This window comes from Streptomyces sp. 63XJN7_1_ISO-PGPR-S23-121 (assembly GCF_056173025.1).
Window position 1 is genome coordinate 1788506 of sequence record NZ_CM149653.1, and the last position, 20978, is coordinate 1809483.

General features: G+C 72.7%; 19 protein-coding genes. 12 read left to right on the forward strand and 7 right to left on the reverse strand.

Annotated features, from left to right (window positions below; translation table 11 throughout):
* Position 1 precedes the first annotated feature (1 nt).
* A complete protein-coding gene (locus AC0VYN_RS08220; RefSeq protein ID WP_475536814.1) occupies positions 2 to 1582 on the forward strand; it encodes an IS1182 family transposase in 1581 nt (526 codons plus the stop codon).
* Positions 1583 to 1641: 59 nt separating this feature from the next.
* Here the strand turns inward: AC0VYN_RS08220 and AC0VYN_RS08225 are convergent, their stop codons facing one another.
* Positions 1642 to 2637: a TAXI family TRAP transporter solute-binding subunit gene (locus AC0VYN_RS08225; protein ID WP_475535381.1), complete on the reverse strand. Its 996-nt coding sequence runs from the start codon at positions 2635 to 2637 to the stop codon at positions 1642 to 1644.
* Between the two features lie 106 nt (positions 2638 to 2743).
* Between AC0VYN_RS08225 and AC0VYN_RS08230 the strand changes: the two genes are divergently transcribed.
* Positions 2744 to 3169 carry a pyrophosphohydrolase domain-containing protein gene (locus tag AC0VYN_RS08230; protein ID WP_475535382.1) on the forward strand — a complete coding sequence of 142 codons (426 nt, stop codon included), beginning with the start codon at positions 2744 to 2746 and terminating at the stop codon, positions 3167 to 3169.
* A gap of 11 nt (positions 3170 to 3180) precedes the next feature.
* On the opposite strand, the gene AC0VYN_RS08235 is transcribed toward AC0VYN_RS08230, so the two are convergent.
* Positions 3181 to 4413 carry a cation:proton antiporter gene (locus AC0VYN_RS08235; protein ID WP_475535383.1) on the reverse strand — a complete coding sequence of 411 codons (1233 nt, stop codon included), beginning with the start codon at positions 4411 to 4413 and terminating at the stop codon, positions 3181 to 3183.
* A gap of 4 nt (positions 4414 to 4417) precedes the next feature.
* Positions 4418 to 4903, reverse strand: a complete 486-nt coding sequence (locus AC0VYN_RS08240; protein ID WP_475535384.1) for a cation:proton antiporter regulatory subunit — start codon at positions 4901 to 4903, stop codon at positions 4418 to 4420.
* 103 nt (positions 4904 to 5006) lie between these two features.
* On the opposite strand from AC0VYN_RS08240, the gene AC0VYN_RS08245 reads away from it, so the two are divergent.
* From AC0VYN_RS08245 to AC0VYN_RS08260, 4 genes are all read left to right on the forward strand, one after another.
* The gene (locus tag AC0VYN_RS08245; protein WP_475535385.1) at positions 5007 to 6182 is read left to right on the forward strand and encodes a HAMP domain-containing sensor histidine kinase; all 1176 of its coding nucleotides are present in this window, start codon (positions 5007 to 5009) and stop codon (positions 6180 to 6182) included.
* Entirely contained in the window at positions 6182 to 6841 is a 660-nt protein-coding gene (locus AC0VYN_RS08250) for a response regulator (RefSeq protein ID WP_239763629.1), read from the forward strand. The genes AC0VYN_RS08245 and AC0VYN_RS08250 overlap by 1 nt, the downstream gene beginning before the upstream one ends.
* Positions 6842 to 6918: 77 nt before the next feature.
* Complete coding sequence (miaB, locus tag AC0VYN_RS08255; RefSeq protein ID WP_475535386.1) at positions 6919 to 8436, forward strand: tRNA (N6-isopentenyl adenosine(37)-C2)-methylthiotransferase MiaB; 1518 nt, start codon at positions 6919 to 6921, stop codon at positions 8434 to 8436.
* 49 nt (positions 8437 to 8485) lie between these two features.
* The gene (locus AC0VYN_RS08260; protein WP_475535387.1) at positions 8486 to 9211 is read left to right on the forward strand and encodes a class III extradiol dioxygenase subunit B-like domain-containing protein; all 726 of its coding nucleotides are present in this window, start codon (positions 8486 to 8488) and stop codon (positions 9209 to 9211) included.
* Positions 9212 to 9327: 116 nt separating this feature from the next.
* Here AC0VYN_RS08260 and AC0VYN_RS08265 read toward each other — a convergent pair whose 3' ends face one another.
* Both AC0VYN_RS08265 and AC0VYN_RS08270 read right to left on the reverse strand, forming a co-directional pair.
* Positions 9328 to 9621, reverse strand: coding sequence for an antitoxin (locus AC0VYN_RS08265; protein WP_451692867.1), 294 nt, complete (start codon positions 9619 to 9621; stop codon positions 9328 to 9330).
* Positions 9622 to 9645: 24 nt separating this feature from the next.
* Positions 9646 to 9906, reverse strand: a complete 261-nt coding sequence (locus tag AC0VYN_RS08270; protein ID WP_475535388.1) for a hypothetical protein — start codon at positions 9904 to 9906, stop codon at positions 9646 to 9648.
* A 183-nt stretch (positions 9907 to 10089) separates the two neighbouring features.
* Here AC0VYN_RS08270 and miaA point away from each other — a divergent pair, with 183 nt between their 5' ends.
* The 6 genes from miaA (at position 10090) to hflX (ending at position 18311) form a co-directional block, all read left to right on the forward strand.
* Entirely contained in the window at positions 10090 to 11028 is a 939-nt protein-coding gene (miaA, locus tag AC0VYN_RS08275; protein ID WP_475535389.1) for a tRNA (adenosine(37)-N6)-dimethylallyltransferase MiaA, read from the forward strand.
* A 107-nt stretch (positions 11029 to 11135) separates the two neighbouring features.
* Positions 11136 to 11636 (forward strand): hypothetical protein, encoded by a 501-nt coding sequence (locus AC0VYN_RS08280; protein ID WP_475536837.1) that lies wholly within the window; start codon positions 11136 to 11138, stop codon positions 11634 to 11636.
* A gap of 137 nt (positions 11637 to 11773) precedes the next feature.
* Complete coding sequence (gene dapF / locus AC0VYN_RS08285) at positions 11774 to 12643, forward strand: diaminopimelate epimerase (RefSeq protein ID WP_475535390.1); 870 nt, start codon at positions 11774 to 11776, stop codon at positions 12641 to 12643.
* Between the two features lie 216 nt (positions 12644 to 12859).
* Positions 12860 to 15037 (forward strand): RelA/SpoT family protein, encoded by a 2178-nt coding sequence (locus AC0VYN_RS08290; protein WP_475535391.1) that lies wholly within the window; start codon positions 12860 to 12862, stop codon positions 15035 to 15037.
* A 103-nt stretch (positions 15038 to 15140) separates the two neighbouring features.
* Entirely contained in the window at positions 15141 to 16679 is a 1539-nt protein-coding gene (locus AC0VYN_RS08295; RefSeq protein ID WP_475535392.1) for a M1 family metallopeptidase, read from the forward strand.
* Between the two features lie 138 nt (positions 16680 to 16817).
* Complete coding sequence (gene hflX / locus AC0VYN_RS08300) at positions 16818 to 18311, forward strand: GTPase HflX (protein ID WP_385471333.1); 1494 nt, start codon at positions 16818 to 16820, stop codon at positions 18309 to 18311.
* A 79-nt stretch (positions 18312 to 18390) separates the two neighbouring features.
* On the opposite strand, the gene AC0VYN_RS08305 is transcribed toward hflX, so the two are convergent.
* Both AC0VYN_RS08305 and AC0VYN_RS08310 read right to left on the reverse strand, forming a co-directional pair.
* Positions 18391 to 19602 carry a trypsin-like serine peptidase gene (locus tag AC0VYN_RS08305; RefSeq protein ID WP_475535393.1) on the reverse strand — a complete coding sequence of 404 codons (1212 nt, stop codon included), beginning with the start codon at positions 19600 to 19602 and terminating at the stop codon, positions 18391 to 18393.
* A gap of 103 nt (positions 19603 to 19705) precedes the next feature.
* Positions 19706 to 20926: a trypsin-like serine peptidase gene (locus tag AC0VYN_RS08310; RefSeq protein WP_475535394.1), complete on the reverse strand. Its 1221-nt coding sequence runs from the start codon at positions 20924 to 20926 to the stop codon at positions 19706 to 19708.
* Positions 20927 to 20978: the final 52 nt, after the last annotated feature.

The following is a 20978-nucleotide window of genomic DNA, read 5'->3' on the forward strand; positions in this document are numbered from 1 at the left end:
GATGGGGGAATGGGCCGGGGAGACGGTCGGGCCGGATGTGTGGGAGACCTGCCGGGAGTTGATCCCGGCCGGGAGTGTGTTCGCGTTCCTGGCCGAGCACCGTGGTGCGCTGTTCCCGGCGGAGATGTTCGCGGACATGTACCCCTCGGCGAACGGGCGGCCGAGTATGCCGCCGCAGATCCTCGCCTCGGCGATCACACTGCAGGCCCTGCACGGGCTGTCGGACTTCGAGACGGTCCAGGAGCTGCGGTGTGACCTGCGGTGGAAGGCCGCTTGCGGGCTCGGTCTGCATGACATGGCGTTCGACCCCTCGCTGCTGGCCTACTTCCGGCGCCGCCTTTCCCGCTCCGCCCGGCCCGACCGCGTCTTCGAGGCGGTGCGGGAGGTGGTCAAGGCCACCGGGGTCCTCAAGGGCAAGCACCGGCGGGCTCTGGACTCCACCGTGCTGGACGACGCGGTCGCCACCCAGGACACCGTCACCCAGCTGATCGCCGCCGTCCGCGCGGTGATCCGCGAAGTCCCCGGCGCCGACCGGGTCGCGGCCGTGCAGTGCACCGCCCATGACTACACCGATCCCGGCAAACCCCGCATCGCCTGGAATGACGAACAGGCCCGCGCCGCTCTCGTCGACGCCCTCGTCGGCGACGCGCTCAGGCTGCTGGGCCACCTTCCCGAGCAGGAACTGGGCGAGAGGGCCGCGAACGCGGTCGGCCTGCTGGCCCTGGTCGCCGGGCAGGACGTGGAGCCGGCCGAGGACTCCGACGGCCGCGACGGCCGCTGGCGCATCACCCGCGGCACCGCCTACGACCGGACCGTCTCCACCGTCGATCCTCAGTCCCGGCACGTCCACAAGAGCCGCACCCGCCGGCAGGACGGATACAAAGCCCACCTCGCGATCGAGCCGGAGACGGGGTTATACACCGCCGTCGCCCTCACACCCGGGGCCGGGCCCGAGCACCACGAGGCCAAGGTGGGCCTGGACCTGCTCGCCGACGAGGACACTGCCCTCGATCTCTTCGGCGACACCGCCTACTCCACCAGCGACGTCCGCCACACCCTTCAGCAGCAAGGTCACCGGCTGTTCCTCAAACCGGCCCCGCTGCGGCCGGCCGTCCCCGGCGGCTTCACCCCCGACGACTTCGCTATCGACACCACCGCCGCCACCGTGACCTGCCCGGCCGGACACACCGTTCCCCTCTCCGAGTCCGGAGGACAGCACCAGCAGCGCAAGGCCGCTTTCAAGGACCTGTGCTCCGGATGTCCCCTGCGCGAGCGGTGCACCAAGGCCAAGGCCGGACGCATCCTGACCATCCGCCCGCACCACGACCTCCAGGCAGCCGCCCGCGACCAGGCCGCCACCGACCCCGACTGGCAAGCCCACTACAGGCGCTGGAGACCCCCGGTCGAACGCGCCGTCGCCTGGCTCGTCCAGCACGGTAACCGCCGCCTGCGCTATCGCGGCACCATCGCCAACAACACCTGGCTACACACCCGAGCAGCAGCCCTCAACCTCCGCCGACTGATCAACCTCGGACTCACCCGAACAGGCAGCACCTGGACGATCAACCCAGCAACCGCATAGACCAAGGGGCCGCCCGGCCTACGGCCGGACAGCCCCTCACCAAGATCTTCATGAGTCTTCTAGGGCTTCACCGACCGGTAGTACCGCCGGGCGCCCTCGTGCAGCTCCAGCGGGTCCGTGTAGATCGCCGTCCGCAGGTCCACCAGCTGGGCGGAGTGCACGTGCGCCCCGATGCCGTCACGGCTGTCGAGCACCGCCCTGGTCAGCCATTCGGTGAGCCGCGGATCCATGTCCGCGCGCGTGATCAGCAGGTTGGACACCGCCATCGTCGGCACCACGGCACCGTTCTGGACCGTGGGGTACGCCGACTCCGGGATGTTGGTGGAGCGGTAGTAGCGGGTCGCGCCGCCGGACGCGTGCAGCTTGGCGACGAGATCGTCACCTATCGGTACGAAGCGGAAGGCGGACGTCTCGGCTATCTGCTTGAGGCCGTCCGTCGGCAGCCCGCCCGACCAGAAGAACGCGTCGATCTCGTGACCCAGCCGGCCCGGACCGGTGTCGATGCCGTCCGGCCGGGGCGTGATGTCCCGCTCCGGATCGATGCCGACGGCCCGCAGCAGCCGGGTGGCGATCAGGCGCACACCCGAGTTCAACGGGCCGACGGCCACCCGCTTGCCCCGCAGATCGGCGACGGACCGGATGTCCGAGCCGTTCGGGACGACGAGCTGCACGTAGTCGTCGTAGAGCCGGGTGACACCGCGCAGCCGCTCGGCGCCGGCCCGGTCGGCGATCTTGTAGGTCTCCACCGCGTCGGCCGCGGCGATGGTGAAGTCGGCCTCCCCGGAAGCGACCCGCTCGACGTTCTCCTGGGAGCCCGCACTGGTCATCAGCCGCACCTTCAGACCCGGCATGTCCTTGCGCAGCTCGGTGCGCAGCAGCTCGCCGTACTTCTGGTAGACCCCGGCGCGCGTGCCCGTGCTGAACGTGATCGTCCCGCTCGGCGGCTTCTCGCCCAGGGGCAGCAGCCACCAGAGCAGCAGCCCCAGGGCGACGACACCGGCGGCCGCGCCGGTGAGGGCCCGGCGACCGCCGGCACGGGAGAACATCGTGGACATGCGCGCGATCCTGCCAGTCCGCATCCTTGCTGACCAGGGCCGGGCTCACACCCGGGGCCGCACGGGCGTGGGCGCGGTGCCGGCGCCGCTCGCTACAGTCGTCGGCATGAGCAGCTCCACGCCCGCCGACCTGGTCCGCGCGTTCCACCTGGCCCTCGGCCTGGACACCCGCAGCACGCCGACGGAGGTCGAGCCCGCCCTGGCCGCCCAGCGGGGCGCCCTGCTCGCCGAGGAGGCCGCGGAGGTCGCCGAGGTGTCGGTGACCGGCCCGCTCGACCGGCTTGCGCACGAGCTGGCCGACGTGGTCTACGTCGCCTACGGCACGGCCCTGGTCCACGGCATCGACCTCGACGCGGTGATCGCTGAGGTCCACCGCTCCAACATGACCAAGCGGGGCCCCGACGGCCTGGTGAGCCGCAGAGCCGACGGCAAGGTACTCAAGGGCGACCACTACGAGGCCCCGGACGTGGCGGGCGTACTGCGCCGGCAGGGGTGGCGGCCCGGGGCGCCGGACGTAACGCAGGACGCCTGACGCCGGCCGGGTCAGTCGCCGACCGACGCCTCGGCCTCCCTGGCCCGCGGCGTCCCCCCGGTCACCTCCGCGGGCCGGTCGGGATCGTTCCGGCGGCGGAACAGGCGCGACGCGAGCGGCTCGGTGAAGCGGGCGGTGAGGGGACCGAGGACGACCAGGATGAGGACGTACGCCGTGGCCAGCGGGCCCAGGGACGGCTCGATCCCGGCGGACACCGCCAGTCCGGCGATGACGATGGAGAACTCGCCGCGGGCCACCAGCGCGCCGCCCGTGCGCCATCGGCCCTTGACGGATATTCCGGCGCGCCGCGCCGCCCAGTACCCGGTCGCGATCTTCGTCACGGCGGTCAGCAGCGCCAGCGCCAGCGCCGGCAGCAGTACCGGCGGGATGCTGGCGGGGTCGGTGTGCAGTCCGAAGAAGACGAAGAAGACGGCGGCGAACAGATCCCGCAGCGGGCTCAGCAGCGTGTGCGCGCCCTCCGCGACCTCGCCGGACAGCGCGATGCCCACCAGGAAGGCCCCGACCGCGGCCGACACCTGGAGCTGCTGGGCGACGCCGGCGACCAGGATCGTCAGGCCCAGCACCACCAGCAGCAGCTTCTCCGGGTCGTCGCTGGAGACGAACCGGGAGATCAGCCGGCCGTAGCGGACCGCGACGAACAGGACCAGCCCGGCGGCGGCGAGCGCGACGGCCAGCGTGATGCTGCCCGTCATCAGCCCGGCGCCGGCCACCAGCGCGGTGACGATCGGCAGGTACACCGCCATCGCCAGGTCCTCCAGGACCAGCACGCTCAGGATCACCGGCGTCTCGCGGTTGCCGACCCGGCCCAGGTCGCCGAGGACCTTCGCGATGACGCCGGACGACGAGATCCAGGTGACGCCGGCCAGGACCACTGCGGCCACCGGACCCCAGCCCAGCAGCAGCGCGGCCACCGCACCGGGCACCGCGTTGAACGCGCAGTCGACGAGTCCGGCGGGATAGTGCGACTTCAGGTTGGTGACCAGGTCACCGGCCGTGTACTCCAGGCCGAGCATCAGCAGCAGCAGGATGACGCCGATCTCGGCGCCGGTCGCCACGAACTCCTCGCTCGCGCCGAGGGGCAGCAGCCCGCCCTCGCCGAAGGCCAGGCCGGCCAGCAGGTACAGCGGGATGGGGGACAGGCGGTAGCGGCCGGCGAACCGGCCGAGCAGCCCGAGCCCCAGGATGATGGAACCGAACTCGATCAGCAGAACCGCGGAGTGCACAGGCTCACTCCTGCCCGAGTATCGCCGCGGCGGTGTCGACGCCCTCACGGGTGCCGATGACGATCAGGATGTCACCACCAGACAGCCGGAAGTCCGGTGCCGGCGACGGAATCGCCTCGGCCCGCCGCAGCACGGCCACGATCGACGCTCCTGTGTCGGTGCGCATCCGGGTGTCGCCCAGGACCCGCCCGTTCCAGCGGGACGTCGCGGACACCTCGATCCGCTCGGCGACCAGCCCCAGATCGGTCGTGTACAGCAGGCTCGCGCTGTGGTGGGACGGCTTCAGCGTGTCGATCAGCGCGCCCGCCTCCTGCCCGGTGAGCCGGAGCGAGTGGGCGCAGGAGTCGGGGTCGTCGGCCCGGTACACGTTCACCGTGCGGGCGCCGTCGCGGTGCGCCACCACCGACAGATGGCGGTGTTCACGGGTCACCAGGTCGTACTGCACCCCGATACCCGGTAGCGGCGTCGCCCTCAGGCGTGGAGCGGACACGAGTCTTCCCCTCATTCGTCCTGCATGTCTTGCTGCGCTTTTCCGCACGTACCCGACGTGCTCGCGACCTCGCCATGCTGTCACCCGCACGTACGGTGGCGGTATGGGTGTCGTGACGGATATACGCGGCCGGTCCCGGACGGCGAGACTGGTTCCGGCCGTGTTGCGTGCGAGGGCCGGGAGGAGCGGAAAGCGGACCGTGTCGCTGTTCTGGCGGATCTTCTCTCTCAATGCGGCGGGCCTGGTCGCGGCCACCGCGCTGCTGCTGGGACCGGTCACCGTCTCGACGCCCGTCCTGCCGCACGAGGCCCTGATCCTGCTCGGCGGCCTCACCGCCCTGCTGGCCGGCAACGCCGTCGTCCTGCGGCTGGGACTCACCCCGCTGCACCGGCTGGGCCGCGCCATGAGCACCGCCGACCTGCTCGTGCCAGGCACCCGCCCGGAGGTCGCCGGACCGGCCGAGGCCGCCGAGCTGATCGCCACGTACAACACGATGCTCGACCGGCTCCAGGCCGAACGCGCCGCCGGCGCCGGGCGCGCCCTGCAGGCCCAGGAACGCGAGCGCCACCGCATCGCCCGGGAACTGCACGACGAGGTCGGCCAGACCCTCACCGCCGTCCTCCTCCAGCTCAAGCGCGTCGCCGACCGGGTGCCGGGCGAGCTGCGTGAGGAGGTGTCCCTCGCCCAGGAGGCCACCCGCGCCGGTCTGGACGAGATCCGCCGCATCGCGCGCCGGCTGCGCCCCGGCGTCCTGGAGGAGCTCGGCCTGGCCAGCGCCCTGCGCGCGCTCGCCGCCGAGTTCACCCACCACGGGCTCACCGTCGCCCACCACGTCCCCGGTGACCTGCCCCCGCTCACCCCGGAGGCGGAACTCGTGATCTACCGGGTCGCCCAGGAGGGCCTCACCAACACCGCCCGTCACGCCGCCGCCGACCGCGCCGGCCTCACCCTGCGCCCGCTGCCCGGCGGCATCGAACTGCTCGTCCGCGACAACGGCACCGGCCTCGGCACGGCCGCCGAGGGCGCCGGCATCCGGGGCATGCGCGAACGGGCCCTGCTGATCGGAGCCGAGATCCACTTCGAACCCGCCCCCGGAGGGGGCACCGACGTATGTCTGCGCGTCCCGGCGCCGGCCGGGGACCCGCCCGCTCCGGCCGCCGGCCGGCCCGGGGACCCGCCCGCGGACCCGGTCGCGGACCGCGCCGAAGACCCCACCGCGGACCCGGGCCCGGACCGCGCCGAAGACCGCGCCGAAGACCGCACCGGAGACCGCACCTGATGTCCGCACGGCCCCCCATCCGCGTCCTGCTCGCCGACGACCACACCCTCGTCCGCCGCGGAGTGCGCCTCATCCTCGACGGCGAACCGGACCTCACGGTCGTCGCGGAGGCCGGGGACGGCGCCGAGGCCGTCGCGGCGGCGCGGGCCACCGAGGTCGACCTCGCCGTCCTGGACGTCGCCATGCCCCGCATGACCGGCCTCCAGGCGGCCCGCGAACTCTCCCGCCGCCTGCCGCGGCTGCGCATCCTCATTCTGACCATGTACGACAACGAGCAGTATTTCTTCGAGGCCCTCAAGGCCGGTGCCTGCGGATACGTCCTCAAGTCCGTCGCCGACCGCGATCTGGTCGAGGCGTGCCGGGCGGCCGTGCGCGACGAGCCGTTCATCTACCCGGGCGCGGAGCGGGCCCTCGTCCGCTCCTACCTCGACCGCCTGCACAGCGGCGGCGGCCTGCCCGAGCGGCCCATCACCGAACGCGAGGAGGAGATCCTCAAGCTCGTCGCCGAGGGCCATACCTCCAAGGAGATCGGCGAGCTGCTGTTCATCAGCGCCAAGACCGTCGAACGCCACCGCGCGAACCTGCTGCAGAAACTGGGCGTCCGCGACCGTCTGGAACTCACCCGCTACGCGATCCGCGCGGGCCTCATCGAGCCCTGACCAGCCCTGACCAGCCGTGACCCCGGTTGTCCACAGGCGGCCCGGGCCACCGTCGCGGACCGCCTACCCTTAGTGCCATGAGCAGCATCGACCGGAGCCAGTCAGTGGGCGGCACGCGCACCTATGAAGTACGCACCTACGGGTGCCAGATGAACGTCCACGACTCCGAGCGATTGTCCGGGCTGCTGGAGGACGCGGGCTACGTCCGCGCCCCCGAGGGTTCCGACGGCGAGGCGGACGTCGTCGTCTTCAACACCTGCGCCGTGCGGGAGAACGCCGACAACAAGCTGTACGGCAACCTGGGACACCTCGCCCCGAAGAAGGCGAGCCGGCCCGGGATGCAGATCGCGGTCGGCGGCTGCCTGGCGCAGAAGGACCGCGACACCATCGTGAAGCGCGCCCCCTGGGTGGACGTCGTCTTCGGCACGCACAACATCGGCAAGCTGCCCGTCCTGCTCGAGCGCGCCCGCGTGCAGGAGGAGGCGCAGGTCGAGATCGCCGAGTCCCTGGAGGCGTTCCCGTCCACGCTGCCCACCCGGCGCGAGAGCGCCTACGCGGCCTGGGTCTCCATCTCCGTCGGCTGCAACAACACCTGCACCTTCTGCATCGTCCCGGCGCTGCGCGGCAAGGAGAAGGACCGCCGTCCCGGCGACATCCTCGCCGAGGTCGAGGCCCTGGTCGCCGAGGGCGTCTCCGAGATCACCCTGCTCGGCCAGAACGTGAACGCGTACGGCTCCGACATCGGCGACCGCGAGGCCTTCAGCAAGCTGCTGCGCGCCTGCGGGAACATCGAGGGCCTGGAGCGCGTCCGCTTCACCTCGCCGCACCCGCGCGACTTCACCGACGACGTCATCGCCGCCATGGCCGAGACGCCGAACGCGATGCCGCAGCTGCACATGCCGCTCCAGTCCGGCTCGGACCCGGTGCTGAAGGCGATGCGCCGCTCCTACCGGCAGGAGCGCTACCTGGGGATCATCGAGAAGGTGCGGGCCGCCATCCCGCACGCGGCGATCACCACCGACATCATCGTGGGCTTCCCCGGCGAGACCGAGGAGGACTTCCAGCAGACCCTGCACGTGGTCCGCGTGGCCCGGTTCGCCCAGGCGTACACCTTCCAGTACTCCAAGCGCCCCGGCACGCCGGCCGCCGAGATGGACGCCCAGATCCCCAAGGAGGTCGTGCAGGAGCGGTACGAGCGCCTCGTCGCCCTCCAGGAGGAGATCTCCTGGGAGGAGAACAAGAAGCAGGTCGGCCGCACGCTGGAGCTGATGGTCGCCGAGGGCGAGGGCCGCAAGGACGGCACCACCCACCGCCTCTCCGGCCGTGCCCCCGACAACCGCCTCGTGCACTTCACGAAGCCCGAGCAGGAGGTCCGCCCCGGCGACGTGGTGACCGTCGAGATCACCTACGCCGCCCCGCACCACCTCCTCGCCGAGGGCGCGGTGCTCGGCGTGCGCCGCACGCGTGCGGGGGACGCCTGGGAGAAGCGCAACGCCGCCGAGCAGGCCAAGCCCGTCGGCGTCATGCTGGGCCTGCCCGGGATCGGCGTGCCCGAGCCCCAGCCCGTCGTGGCGAGCGGCTGCGGCTGCGACTGACCGCAGGGCGCGGTGCCCCGCGCAGGGGCGCGGGGTTACGCTGCCGATCATGCTTGTCGCCGCCGCAGTCTGCCCCTGCCCGCCGCTCCTCGTGCCGGAGGTCGCCGCGGGTGCCGCACCCGAGCTGCACGCCGCGCGCGCCGCGTGCACGGACGCGCTGGGCGTGCTCGCCGCCGCCCGGCCCGACCGGCTCGTGGTCGTCGGCCCCACGCGGGATGCCGGGCCCGAGACCTATCCGGCGGGCACGCGCGGCTCGTTCCGGGGCTTCGGCGTGGACCTGGACGTGTGCCTCGGCGCGGACGAGGCTCCGGACGCCGGTCGGCTTCCCGCGCCCGAGCTGCCGTACGGCCTCGCCGTGGGCGCCTGGCTGCTGCGCCGGACCGGGTGGGCCGACGCCCCCGTCGAGGGACTCGGCGTCGGCGAGCACCTTCCCCCGGAGCGGTGCGCGGCCGTCGGCCGGGATGTCGCCGCGCGGTCGGCGCGGGTGGCGCTGCTGGTGCTCGGCGACGCCAGTGCCTGCCGCACCCTCAAGGCCCCCGGGTACCTGGACGAGCGGGCGGCCCCCTTCGACGCGGCGGCCGGGCGTGCCCTGGGGACGGCGGACGTGGCCGCCCTCGCGGCCCTGGACGCCGCACTGGCCCGCGAGCTGAAGGTGTCCGGGCGGGCGCCCTGGCAGGTCCTCGCGGGCGCGGCCGAGGGCACCGCCCTCACCGGCGCGCTGCTGTACGAGGACGCGCCGTACGGAGTGGGATACGTGGCGGCCGCCTGGTCCTAGGCCGCGTGGCGGGTGCGGGCCCGCCGGGAACGCGACGGCGGACGGCCGCGGAGCCGATCGGTTCCGCGGCCGTCCGTGTGCCGGCCGGCATGCCGCCGGTCCGCCCGCGCGGACGGTCAGGAGGCCGGCGGCGGCCCCGCGGGCGGTGGCCCGGCCGGAGGCGTGCTCCCGGGCGGAGTGCCGCCCGTGTCCGCGTCACCGTCCTTGCGGGCGAGTCGGTCCATGGCGCCCTTGGCCTTGCCCGTGCCCGAATGGATCCGGTCGCTGTACTTGCCCTTGGTCTTCTCGTCGACGGTCTTCGCCATCTTGTCGAGACCGCGGTCGATCTTGCCCCCGTGCTGCTGCGCGAGATCGGAGACCTTGCCCTTCGCCGGTCCCAGCTTGGCCTTCATGTTGTCCAGCAGACCCATGGTTCGCCTTCCCTCACGGGGCGGTCAGGTGCGGGCGCCCTTGTCGGCCTCGTTGTCGACGGCCTCCTCCGCGGACTGCTGCTTGGGAATGCCGACGCTCTCGGAGTCGGCGGCCTCCGCGGTGTCCGTGTCCGCCGCCTTTTCCCCGGTGGCGGCCGGAACGTTCGCGTCGTCCGCCTTCCCGTCCGTCGCGCTCCCGGAAGCCGGAGCCTCGGCCGGCCTCTCGGCGGCCGATGCCTCTTCCGTGATCTTCGACCTCCGAAAAATCCGTGCAAAAACGCCCATATCAACTCCATACGTTACTCGTGCGGGCGGCATCCCGCGGCATCCGGTGCGTCCGTTCGCGCGGTCGGGACCGACGGCCCCGGTGCACCGGGGGTGAGAACCCCGCAACGGGCAACGAGCCCGGCTGCGCACTGTCACGTAACTCGTTCGAGGGCCGGCCGCGAGGTTTGGGAGACTGGGGCGGTGAGCAGCGCACCCCCCGCACCCCGCGTCATCGCCGTCGTCGGTCCCACCGCGGCCGGAAAGTCCGATCTGGGCGTCTTCCTGGCCCAGCGGCTCGGCGGCGAGGTCGTCAACGCCGACTCCATGCAGCTCTACCGAGGGATGGACATCGGCACCGCCAAGCTGACGCCCGAGGAGCGGGGCGGCGTCCCGCACCACCTGCTCGACATCTGGGACGTGACCGTCACGGCCTCGGTCGCCGAGTACCAGCGCCTCGCCCGGGAGCGGATCGACGCGCTGCTGGCCGAGGGACGCTGGCCCGTCCTGGTCGGCGGCTCGGGGCTGTACGTCCGTGGCGCCGTCGACAACCTGAAGTTCCCCGGCACCGACCCCGAGGTCAGGACCCGGCTGGAGGAGGAACTCGCGCTGCGCGGCCCCGGGGCGCTGCACGCCCGTCTCGCGGCCGCCGACCCCGGGGCCGCGCAGGCGATCCTGCCCAGCAACGGGCGCCGCATCGTGCGGGCCCTGGAAGTGATCGAGATCACCGGCAAGCCGTTCACCGCCAACCTCCCCGGCCACGACTCGGTCTACGACACCGTGCAGATCGGCGTCGACGTGGCCCGCCCCGAACTGGACGAGCGCATCGCGCGCCGCGTCGACCGGATGTGGGAGGCCGGTCTGGTGGACGAGGTGCGGGCGCTGGAGGCCCGAGGGCTGCGCGAAGGGCGTACGGCGTCGCGCGCCCTGGGCTACCAGCAGGTGCTCGCCGCGCTCGCCGGCGAGTGCACGGCGGACGAGGCACGGGCCGAGACCGTCCGTGCCACCAAGCGCTTCGCGCGCCGTCAGGATTCGTGGTTCAGGCGCGACCCGCGGGTGCACTGGCTGAGTGGGGCCGTGGCGGACCGCGGGGAACTTCCGCGGCTCGCGCTGTCGTTGGTCGAACGACCGGTTACAGCCTGATCACGTGATGGCATCGGGACGCCCCGGCCGTCATCGCGGCCATCGGCGCCGTGCCATCATCGAGCTTCGATCGACCGAGTGAGTCCTAGTTGGGAGGGCGCGTGGCGATGGAGGCCGGCCCTCGTGACACCGCACCGAGCACCGAGCACGGCAGCGCCGACCACGGCGACGCGGAGCCGGACGGAGCGCGCCTGAGCCCCGACGGCCCCGACGAGACGCCGGACGGCGTGGCCGAGGACGGCCCCCTGCCCGAAGAGATGTACGGGGACGAGGTCGAGGTCGAACTGCGTCCGCAGCGCCGGCTGCGGATCTGGCAGCTCGCCCCCATCGTGTGCCTGGCCGCCCTCGGCTCCCTGATGTTCGCCTTCCCGCTCGCCTTCGACTTCGGCGACAGCGGGGCCGTGATCGCCATGCTGGGGCTGCTGATCTGCTCCTGCGCGGCCGGCTGGGGCATGATGGCCGCCCGCCGGGTCGGCCACACCTGGCCGGGCCTGCCGCAGCGCGGCTCGGGACGCCGCGCCGACTGGCGGGTGATCCTCGGGTACGTCCTGACGGTCGCCGCCGTCGTCGTCCTGGCCGTGTGGCGGGTCGCCCGCCTGCGCGGCTGACACCACCTGACTCAGGGCCCGGGCCGCACGCCGGCGGACGGCCGCCGGAGCGCGCACGGACTCATGAGCGCGGGCGCAGCCGTCTCGGACACCGGAGCGCCCGTCGTCGTGCCGCGGGTAAGCCGTACGATCGAGGGATGAGCACGCGGATCGCCTTCCTCAAGGGTCACGGCACCGAGAACGACTTCGTGATCGTCCCGGACCCGGAGAACGCCGTCGACCTGCCGCCCGCCGCCGTCGCCGCCCTGTGCGACCGCCGCGCGGGCATCGGCGGTGACGGACTGCTGCACGTGGTGCGGTCCGCGGAGCACCCCGAGGCCAAGGACATGGCGGCCGAGGCCGAGTGGTTCATGGACTACCGCAACGGCGACGGTTCCGTCGCCGAGATGTGCGGCAACGGCGTGCGGGTCTTCGCGCGCTACCTCCAGCACGCCGGCCACGTCACCGAGGGCGACCTCGCCGTCGCCACCCGAGGGGGCGTGAAGCGGGTGCACCTGGCCAAGAACGGTGACGTCACCGTCGGCATGGGCCGGGCGCTGCTGCCCGGCGGCGACGTCGAGGTGAGTGTCGGGGAGCGCAGCTGGCCCGCGCGGAACGTGAACATGGGCAATCCGCACGCCGTGGCCTTCGTCGCCGACCTGGCGCACGCGGGCACCCTGTACGACCCGCCGCCGTACCGGCCGGCCGAGGCCTACCCGGACGGGGTGAACGTCGAGTTCGTGGTCGACCGGGCGCCCCGTCACGTGGCGATGCGCGTGCACGAGCGCGGCTCCGGGGAGACCCGTTCCTGCGGCACCGGGGCCTGTGCCGTCGCCGTCGCCACCGCCCGCAGGGACGGTGCCGACCCGGCGGTCACCGGCACCCCGGTGACGTACACCGTCGACGTGCCCGGCGGCACCCTGGTGATCACCGAACGGCCCGACGGCGAGATCGAGATGACCGGCCCCGCGGTGATCGTGGCCGAGGGCGGCATCGACGCGACGTGGCTGGAGGAGGTCCTGACCTGAACCACAGCCCGGTCCAAGACACTCAGTGCGAAAACGTAAACCCTCGGGCCTTCGCTCGAATGGGTGATCCGTTTCACGCTCGGCGAGAGGCGGTCGGCGGTACGTGATCGGCTCGATAGCATCAAGCACCGGCCCGGACGGGGGAGCGATGCCATCCCCTGAGCCGTGTCCGCCCTGGGGCACCCCGTCCGCCGGTCCGTGCAGCCGGAGGTGCCCATGAATGCGGAGGCCGTGAATCCCGCGAGCCCAGGCCCTGTGACGCCGCCGGCCACCGGCGCCGGCACCCCGGCGGCGCCCCGCAGGAAGGCCAGGCCCCGGATCGACCTGCGCCGCCTCGGCCGCGCCGCGCTCCTCGGCTCCGCCTCGCGCGGCCGGCTGCCCGACGCGATCGGCCACGTCGTCGAGGCCCACCGCGCCCACCATCCCGACGCCGACCTGGACCCCCTGCGCCGCGCCTACCTGCTGGCCGAGTCCTCGCACCGCGGCCAGATGCGCAAGAGCGGCGAGCCGTACATCACCCACCCGCTCGCCGTGACCCTGATCCTCGCCGAACTCGGCGCGGAGACCACGACCCTGACCGCCTCCCTGCTCCACGACACCGTCGAGGACACGGACGTGACCCTGGACCAGGTCGGCGCACAGTTCGGGGCCGAGGTCCGCTACCTCGTCGACGGCGTCACCAAACTGGAGAAGGTCGACTACGGCGCCGCCGCCGAGCCCGAGACCTTCCGCAAGATGCTCGTCGCCACCGGCAACGACGTCCGCGTGATGTCGATCAAACTCGCCGACCGCCTGCACAACATGCGCACCCTCGGCGTCATGCGCCAGGAGAAACAGGAGCGCATCGCCAGGGTCACCCGGGACGTCCTCATCCCGCTCGCCGAACGGCTCGGCGTCCAGGCGCTCAAGTCGGAGCTCGAGGACCTCGTCTTCGCGGTGCTGCATCCCGAGGAGCACGCGCACACGCGTGAGCTGATCGCCGAGAACGCGGCCCGCGCGGACGACCCGCTCGCCGCCGTCGCCGACGAGGTGCGCAGGGTGCTCCGCGACGCCGGCATCACCGCCGAGGTCCTCATCCGGCCCCGGCACTTCGTCTCCGTGCACCGCGTCTCCCGCAAGCGCGGCCCGCTCTCCGGCGCCGACTTCGGCCGCCTGCTGGTCCTCGTCCAGGAGGACGCCGACTGTTACGCCGTCCTCGGCGAACTGCACACGTGCATGACGCCCGTCGTCTCCGAGTTCAAGGACTTCATCGCCGTACCCAAGTTCAACCTGTACCAGTCGCTGCACACCGCCGTGGCCCGCGCACAGGACGGACAGGTCATCGAGGTCCTCATCCGCACCCACCAGATGCACAAGGTCGCCGAGGCCGGTGTCGTCGCGCTCGGCAACCCCTACGCCACACCGCCGGAGGAACAGGGCGCGGGCGACGGCGAGCGCGCCGACCCCACCCGGCCCGGCTGGCTGTCCCGGCTGCTCGACTGGCAGCGGGGCGCCCCCGACCCGGACACCTTCTGGTCCACCCTGCGCGAGGACCTCGCCCAGGACCGCGAGATCACCGTCTTCCGCCCGGACGGCGGCACCCTCGGCCTGCCCGAGGGCGCGACCTGCGTGGACGCCGCGTACGCCCAGTACGGCGAGGACGCGCACGCGGCCATGGGGGCCTACGTCAACGGCCGCCTCGCGACCATGAGCACCGTGCTCCGCGACGGCGACACCGTGCAGCTCCTGATGGGGCAGGACCCCGCCTCCGAGCCCTCCCGGGAATGGCTGGAGCACGCCCACACCCCCGCCGCCCGGATCGCCATCCAGCGCCGGCTCGCGGCCCGGCCGGCGCTCGCCGACACCGATGACGCCGCCCACGGCCGGGCGGCCGCCCCGGCGCCGGTGGCGGACGAGCCCGCCCCCCGCCCGACGGCCGGCGGACCGGCGACCCGCCCCGAGCCCGCCGACGTGCTCGTCGACCGGCCCGGCGCGACCGTACGGCTGGCCCGCTGCTGCACCCCCGTACCGCCCGACGAGATTACCGGCTTCGCCGTGCGCGGGGGAGTGGTGACCGTGCACCGCGCTGAGTGCGCCGTGGTGGCGCGCATGAAGAGCGGGGGACGCCCGGAGGTCGGCGTGCGCTGGGGCGAGTCCAGCGAGTGCCGGGTCACGCTGCTCGCCGAATCGTTCGGCAGGCCGCACCTCCTGGCCGACCTCACCGAGGCCATGGCCCTCGAGGGCGCCGAGATCGTCTCCGCCACCGTCGAGCCCCCCGACCGTCAGCGCGTCCGCCACACCTACACCGTGCTGCTGCCCGACGCCGCCCGGCTGCCCTCCCTGATGCGCGCGATGCGCGACGTGGCCGGTGTCTACGACGTGAGCAGGGCCCAGCCGCAGCCGACGGGCGCCTGAGGCCGGAGCGGCCCGGGCGGACGCACCGGAGCGGTGTGCCCATTCGGGTGCTCCGGGCGCGCGCCGTCGCCGCGGCGCACACGCGCGCTGATAGCCGTGGGGGATGCCGCACACCCCTCACTTCCCGGCTGCCCCTCCCCGCACCCGCACGCGAAACCGCCGCCGGCTCCGGGCCGCGGCGCTGCTCGCCTCGGCCGTCTCCGTCTGCCTGGTCGCCGCGAGCGCCCCGCCGGCCCCGCTCGGCGTCGGCGACCGCCTCTTCCCGCACCTGGGCAACCCCGGGTACGACGTGACCGCGTACGACCTGTCCTTCACGTACGCCGGAAGCAACAGCGAGCCCCTGCGGGCCGTCACCACCATCGACGCCCGGACGACCGCCGACCTGGACCGGGTCAACCTCGACTTCGCCCACGGGAAGGTCGAGTCGGTCGAGGTCGACGGCGAACCCGCCGGCTTCGCCACGGCCGGCGAGGACCTCGTCGTCACCCCCGAGGAGCCGCTCGACCGGGGCGAGCGGACGCGGATCACCGTGCGGCACACCAGCGACCCCAAGGACCCCGAGGACCGGCCGGGCGGCTGGGTGCGCACCGCGGACGGGCTCGCCATGGCCAACCAGGCCGATGTCGCCCACCTGGTGTTCCCCTGCAACGACCACCCCTCCGACAAGGCCCGCTTCACCATCCGGGTCACCGCCCCCGACGGGCTCACGGCGGTGGCCAACGGACTGCCGGCCGCCGTGCACCGGTCCGGCGCGACGACCACCTGGACGTACCGGACCGCTCACCCCATGGCGACCGAACTGGCCCAGGTCTCCATCGGCCGCTCCACCGTGCTGCACCGCGCCGGCCCGCACGGACTGCCCGTCCGCGACGTCGTCCCCACGGAGCACCGCGCGGCACTCGAACCCTGGCTGAGGAAGACCCCCGGCCAGATCGCCTGGATGGAGAGCAAGGCCGGGCGCTACCCGTTCGAGACCTACGGCGTACTCATGGCCGACGCCACCACCGGCTTCGAACTCGAGACCCAGACGCTGTCCCTCTTCGAGCGGGAGCTGTTCGGCGACTCCGCCTACCCCCGCTGGTACGTCGAGTCGATCATGGTGCACGAGCTGTCCCACCAGTGGTTCGGCGACAGCGTCAGTCCGCACTCCTGGTCCGACCTCTGGCTCAACGAAGGGCACGCCACCTGGTACGAGGCCCTGTACGCCGAGGAGAAGGCGGACCGGCCCCTCGAGGCCAGGATGAAGGCCGCCTACGGCGCCTCCGACCGCTGGCGCGCGGCGGGCGGCCCGCCGGCCGCGCCCGAACCGCCGAAGAAGGGCAGCAAGATCGGCATCTTCCGGGCCAACGTCTACGACGGCGCCGCGCTCGTGCTCTACGCCCTGCGCCAGGAGATCGGCACCCCGGCCTTCGAACGCCTCGAACGGGAGTGGGTCGTCCGGTACCGGGACCGCTCGGCGACGACCGGGGACTTCGTGCGCCTCGCCTCCGAGATCGCCGGCCGTGACCTGGGCGGCTTCCTGAAGGGCTGGCTGTACGGCGCGAAGACCCCACCGATGCCCGGCCACCCCGACTGGCGGCCGACGGCGTCCGGCAAGGCACCGGCGGGCCCCACCGGCAAGGCGCGGGGAATAAGCCGGTGACGAGACGTCCCGTGCCGTGCGACCATCTTCGGGACGGCGCGGCACGGGCCGCGGGAATCTCCCCGGCGGCTCGCGCGTTGTGCAGAGTGCGGCGGTATCAGCGCCGCACGACAGGTTTCCCAGCTACGTAAGGATCCAATGACCTCCTCTTCTTCCCCCTCCCAGGACACCAAGCGTCTCGCGCAGACCTACCCCGAGGGCCTTCGGGCCGATGCCCTGATGGAAGAGGACGTCGCCTGGAGCCACGAGATCGACTCGGAATGGGACGGCGAGCAGTTCGACCGCTCCGACCGCGCGGCTCTGCGCCGGGTGGCAGGCCTGTCCACCGAGCTCGAGGACGTCACCGAGGTCGAGTACCGCCAGCTCCGCCTGGAGCGGGTCGTCCTCGTCGGCGTCTGGACCACGGGGACCGTGCAGGACGCGGAGAACTCCCTCGCGGAGCTCGCCGCCCTCGCCGAGACCGCGGGCGCGCTCGTGCTCGACGGCGTGATCCAGCGCCGGGACAAGCCCGACGCGGCCACCTACATCGGCTCCGGCAAGGCCCAGGAGCTGCGGGACGTCGTCCTCGAAACGGGCGCGGACACCGTCATCTGCGACGGTGAGCTCAGCCCGGGCCAGCTGATCCACCTCGAGGACGTCGTCAAGGTCAAGGTCATCGACCGCACGGCCCTGATCCTGGACATCTTCGCCCAGCACGCCAAGTCCCGTGAGGGCAAGGCGCAGGTCGCGCTCGCGCAGATGCAGTACATGCTGCCGCGGCTGCGCGGCTGGGGTCAGTCGCTGTCCCGGCAGATGGGCGGCGGCAAGGGCGGCGGCCTCGCCACCCGCGGCCCCGGTGAGACCAAGATCGAGACGGACCGGCGCCGGATCCGCGAGAAGATGGCGAAGATGCGCCGGGAGATCGCGGAGATGAAGACCGGCCGCGAGATCAAGCGCCAGGAACGCCGGCGCAACAAGGTGCCGTCCGTGGCCATCGCGGGCTACACCAACGCCGGCAAGTCCTCGCTGCTCAACCGCCTCACCGGCGCGGGCGTGCTGGTGGAGAACGCGCTGTTCGCCACCCTCGACCCGACCGTGCGCCGCGCGGAGACCCCGAGCGGCCGTCTCTACACCCTGGCGGACACCGTCGGATTCGTCCGGCACCTGCCGCACCACCTGGTCGAGGCGTTCCGCTCCACGATGGAGGAGGTCGGCGACTCCGACCTGATCCTGCACGTGGTGGACGGTTCGCACCCGACCCCGGAGGAGCAGCTGGCCGCCGTGCGCGAGGTGATCAGGGACGTCGGCGCCACCGACGTGCCCGAGATCGTCGTGATCAACAAGGCCGACATGGCCGACCCGCTGACGCTCCAGCGGCTGATGCGGATCGAGAAGCGGTCCATCGCCGTCTCGGCCCGAACCGGGCAGAACATCGACGAGCTGCTCGCGCTGATCGACAGCGAGCTGCCGCGCCCGTCGGTCGAGATCGAGGCGCTGGTGCCCTACACCCGCGGCAAGCTGGTGGCCCGCGCCCACGACGAGGGCGAGGTGATCTCCGAGGAGCACACCCCGGAGGGCACCCTGCTCAAGGTCCGGGTGCACGAGGAGCTGGCGGCGGAACTCACGCCGTACGCTCCGGCGCCGCTCGCCTGAGAGCCGTGACGACCGAGGGCCCGTCTCCCGCACCGGCGGGAGACGGGCCCTCGGTCCGTGCGGATCGGGTCCGTGAGGATCACTGACCGCCGTAGGCCCTGCTCATCTTCTGGTACATCGCCTCGGCCTGCGGACCCAGCCGCGGTCCCGCGAGCCAGGTGTTGTCCAGCGGGCCGATCGAGGTGTTCGAGACCAGTCTGGTCTCGCCGTCCACCACCCGGAACCACCCGCCGCCGGACGAACCGCCGGTCATGGTGCACCCGATGCGGTACATCGCCGGCAGCGACGGGCTCAGCGACAGCCGGCCGGGCCGGTCGACGCACTTGAACATCTCCAGGCCGTTGTACGGCGGTGCGGCCGGGTAGCCCCAGGCCCCCATGCTGCCGGCCTCGTCCGCGGACGGGGCGGAGAAGTCCACGTCCAGCGCGGCTCCCACCGTCTCCTCCAGCGACTTGCCGCCCTGCTCCGGCGTCACGTGCAGCACCGAGTAGTCGTACGCGGCCCCGTCACCGCCCGTCTCCGAACCGCCCTGGATCCACTGGTGCGTGGTCGAGGCCCAGTCGGCCCACCAAGTGCCGTACGGGGCCATCTCGACGGACGACGCGTCGGCCAGTTCCGCCTCCGACTTGCCGAGGTCGTTGTACGACGGCACGAAGGCGATGTTGCGGTACCAGCCGCCGCTGCCGCCCGCGTGCACGCAGTGGCCGGCCGTCCACACGAGGTTGGACTTCCCCGGGTGGTGCACGTCCGTGACGACGGTGCCGGAGCAGACCATCGGGCCCTCGGGCGAGTCGAAGAACACCTTGCCGACCGGTGCGGCGTTCTCGTGGTACGGCCGCTTCTCGGCCTGGGCCTCGACGGGCGCCGGCTCGGGATCGCTGACGCCCTGCCCGGCGACCGCGTCCTTGGTGGTGACCGTCTTGTCGGCCTCCTTGGCGGACTTCATCCGGTCCGGTTTCCACAGGCCTTCGATCATCGGGTTGACGAAGTCCTCGGCCGCACTGAGCCACTTGTCCCGGTCCCAGTCCTTCCAGCCCCCGTCCTCCCAGTCGTCGATGTCGATGCCGTGCTTCCTGAGCCGGTCCGCGAGGCCGGCCGGAATCCCGGTCCGGCCGTCGCCGCCGGTGCCGGCCGCCCGGGAAGTGCCGCCGCCCGGCCGGGCGTCGGCGTCCTGGCCGGAACCGCCGCAGGCGGTCGCGGTGAGCGCCAGAGCGGCGACCAGCCCGGCGGCGGCGAGTGCGGGGCGCCGCCGCCCGCCTCGTGGCGCGGCGGGCACAGGTGCGGAACGCATGGTTGAGATGACCCCCGTCGGAACGTACGAACCGCATGGAAGACGCGGCGGGGTGCCGGCGTCCGCCCGGCGCACCCCACCGCGCCGTGTGCTCAGCGTCCGGTCACTGACCGGCGAACTTGCCGCTGACCGCGTCGTACACGCCCTTGGCCTCCTGGCCCAGCCGCGGACCGGCCAGCCAGCCGGCCGTCACCGGGCCGATCGAGGTGTTGGACACGAGCGCGGGCTTGCCGTCGGAGCCCGTCGCGACCCAGCCGCCGCCGGACGAACCGCCGGTCATGGTGCAGCCGATGCGGTACATCGTCGGATCCGTGGCGGTCAGCGACAGCCGGCCCGGCTTGTCCGCGCACTGGAACAGCTTCTGCCCGTCGTACGGCGGCGCGGCCGGGTAACCGGTCGCGGTGATGCTCTCGACCTCCGGCACGGCGGGCGCCTTGAAGTCCACCGGCAGCGCGGCTCCGACCGTCTCCTCCAGCGACTTGCCGTCGCCCTTCTCGGGCGTCACGTGGATGACCGCGAAGTCGTACGAGGCGCCGTCGCCGCCCGTCGCACCGCCCTGCTCGATCCACTGGTCCGAGGTCTGCGCCCAGTCACCCCACCAGACGCCGTAGGGAGCGACCTCCTCCTTCGTCGCGCCCTCCAGATCGGCGTTCGACTTGCCGGCGTCGTTGTACGACGGCACGAAGGCGATGTTGCGGTACCAGCCGCCCTTCTTGCCCGCGTGCACGCAGTGGCCCGCCGTCCACACCAAATTCGACTTGCCGGGATGGGCCGGGTCCTTCACGACCGTCGCCGAGCAGACCATGGTGCCCCCGGGGGCGTCGAAGAGCACCTTGCCGGCCGTGGCGGCGTTCTCGTGGTACGACGGCGGCACGGCCACGGCCTGGACCGGCTGCGGCTCCGGGTCGGTGACTCCCTGGTCACCGGAGAGGTCGCTGTCGTCGACCTCCTGGTCCGGCTCCTCGGCCTCCCGCATGCGGTCCGGGTCCCAGAGGTCCTCGATGATCGGATTGACGAAGTCCTGCGCCTCGCGCAGCCAGTCGTCCTTGTTCCAGTTCTTCCAGGCGCCGTTCTTCCACTCGTCGACGTCGATCCCGTGTTCCTTGAGCTTGTCCTTGATGTGGTCCGGGATCCGGATCTCGCCGTTGCCGCCGTCCGCCACGGACGCGGAGGCGTCGCCGCCCGCCTCGTCGTCCCCCGACTCGCAGGCGGTGGCGGTGAGCACGAGTGCGGAGACGAGCGCCACGGCGGCCGGCAGGGAGGAGGTTCTGCGCCGCCCGCCTCTGTGCCCGCGCGTGCTGAACGACGGCCGTATGGATCGCATGGTGTTGACTCCCCCAGCTGTGAACGAGTGGTGCTGCGGCCGTACTTGCCGC

Excerpts from the sequence above, each read along its gene's own strand:
- hflX (WP_385471333.1), top strand. The coding sequence starts at position 16,818 with ATGACCTCCTCTTCTTCCCCCTCCCAGGACACCAAGCGTCTCGCGCAG.
- AC0VYN_RS08245 (WP_475535385.1), top strand. The coding sequence starts at position 5,007 with ATGGGTGTCGTGACGGATATACGCGGCCGGTCCCGGACGGCGAGACTG.
- AC0VYN_RS08225 (WP_475535381.1), bottom strand. The coding sequence starts at position 2,637 with ATGTCCACGATGTTCTCCCGTGCCGGCGGTCGCCGGGCCCTCACCGGC.
- AC0VYN_RS08290 (WP_475535391.1), top strand. The coding sequence starts at position 12,860 with ATGAATGCGGAGGCCGTGAATCCCGCGAGCCCAGGCCCTGTGACGCCG.
- AC0VYN_RS08220 (WP_475536814.1), top strand. The coding sequence starts at position 2 with ATGGGGGAATGGGCCGGGGAGACGGTCGGGCCGGATGTGTGGGAGACC.
- AC0VYN_RS08230 (WP_475535382.1), top strand. The coding sequence starts at position 2,744 with ATGAGCAGCTCCACGCCCGCCGACCTGGTCCGCGCGTTCCACCTGGCC.
- AC0VYN_RS08265 (WP_451692867.1), bottom strand. The coding sequence starts at position 9,621 with ATGGGTCTGCTGGACAACATGAAGGCCAAGCTGGGACCGGCGAAGGGC.
- AC0VYN_RS08310 (WP_475535394.1), bottom strand. The coding sequence starts at position 20,926 with ATGCGATCCATACGGCCGTCGTTCAGCACGCGCGGGCACAGAGGCGGG.
- AC0VYN_RS08280 (WP_475536837.1), top strand. The coding sequence starts at position 11,136 with ATGGAGGCCGGCCCTCGTGACACCGCACCGAGCACCGAGCACGGCAGC.
- miaB (WP_475535386.1), top strand. The coding sequence starts at position 6,919 with ATGAGCAGCATCGACCGGAGCCAGTCAGTGGGCGGCACGCGCACCTAT.
- AC0VYN_RS08270 (WP_475535388.1), bottom strand. The coding sequence starts at position 9,906 with ATGGGCGTTTTTGCACGGATTTTTCGGAGGTCGAAGATCACGGAAGAG.
- dapF (WP_475535390.1), top strand. The coding sequence starts at position 11,774 with ATGAGCACGCGGATCGCCTTCCTCAAGGGTCACGGCACCGAGAACGAC.
- AC0VYN_RS08305 (WP_475535393.1), bottom strand. The coding sequence starts at position 19,602 with ATGCGTTCCGCACCTGTGCCCGCCGCGCCACGAGGCGGGCGGCGGCGC.
- AC0VYN_RS08250 (WP_239763629.1), top strand. The coding sequence starts at position 6,182 with ATGTCCGCACGGCCCCCCATCCGCGTCCTGCTCGCCGACGACCACACC.
- AC0VYN_RS08295 (WP_475535392.1), top strand. The coding sequence starts at position 15,141 with ATGCCGCACACCCCTCACTTCCCGGCTGCCCCTCCCCGCACCCGCACG.
- AC0VYN_RS08260 (WP_475535387.1), top strand. The coding sequence starts at position 8,486 with ATGCTTGTCGCCGCCGCAGTCTGCCCCTGCCCGCCGCTCCTCGTGCCG.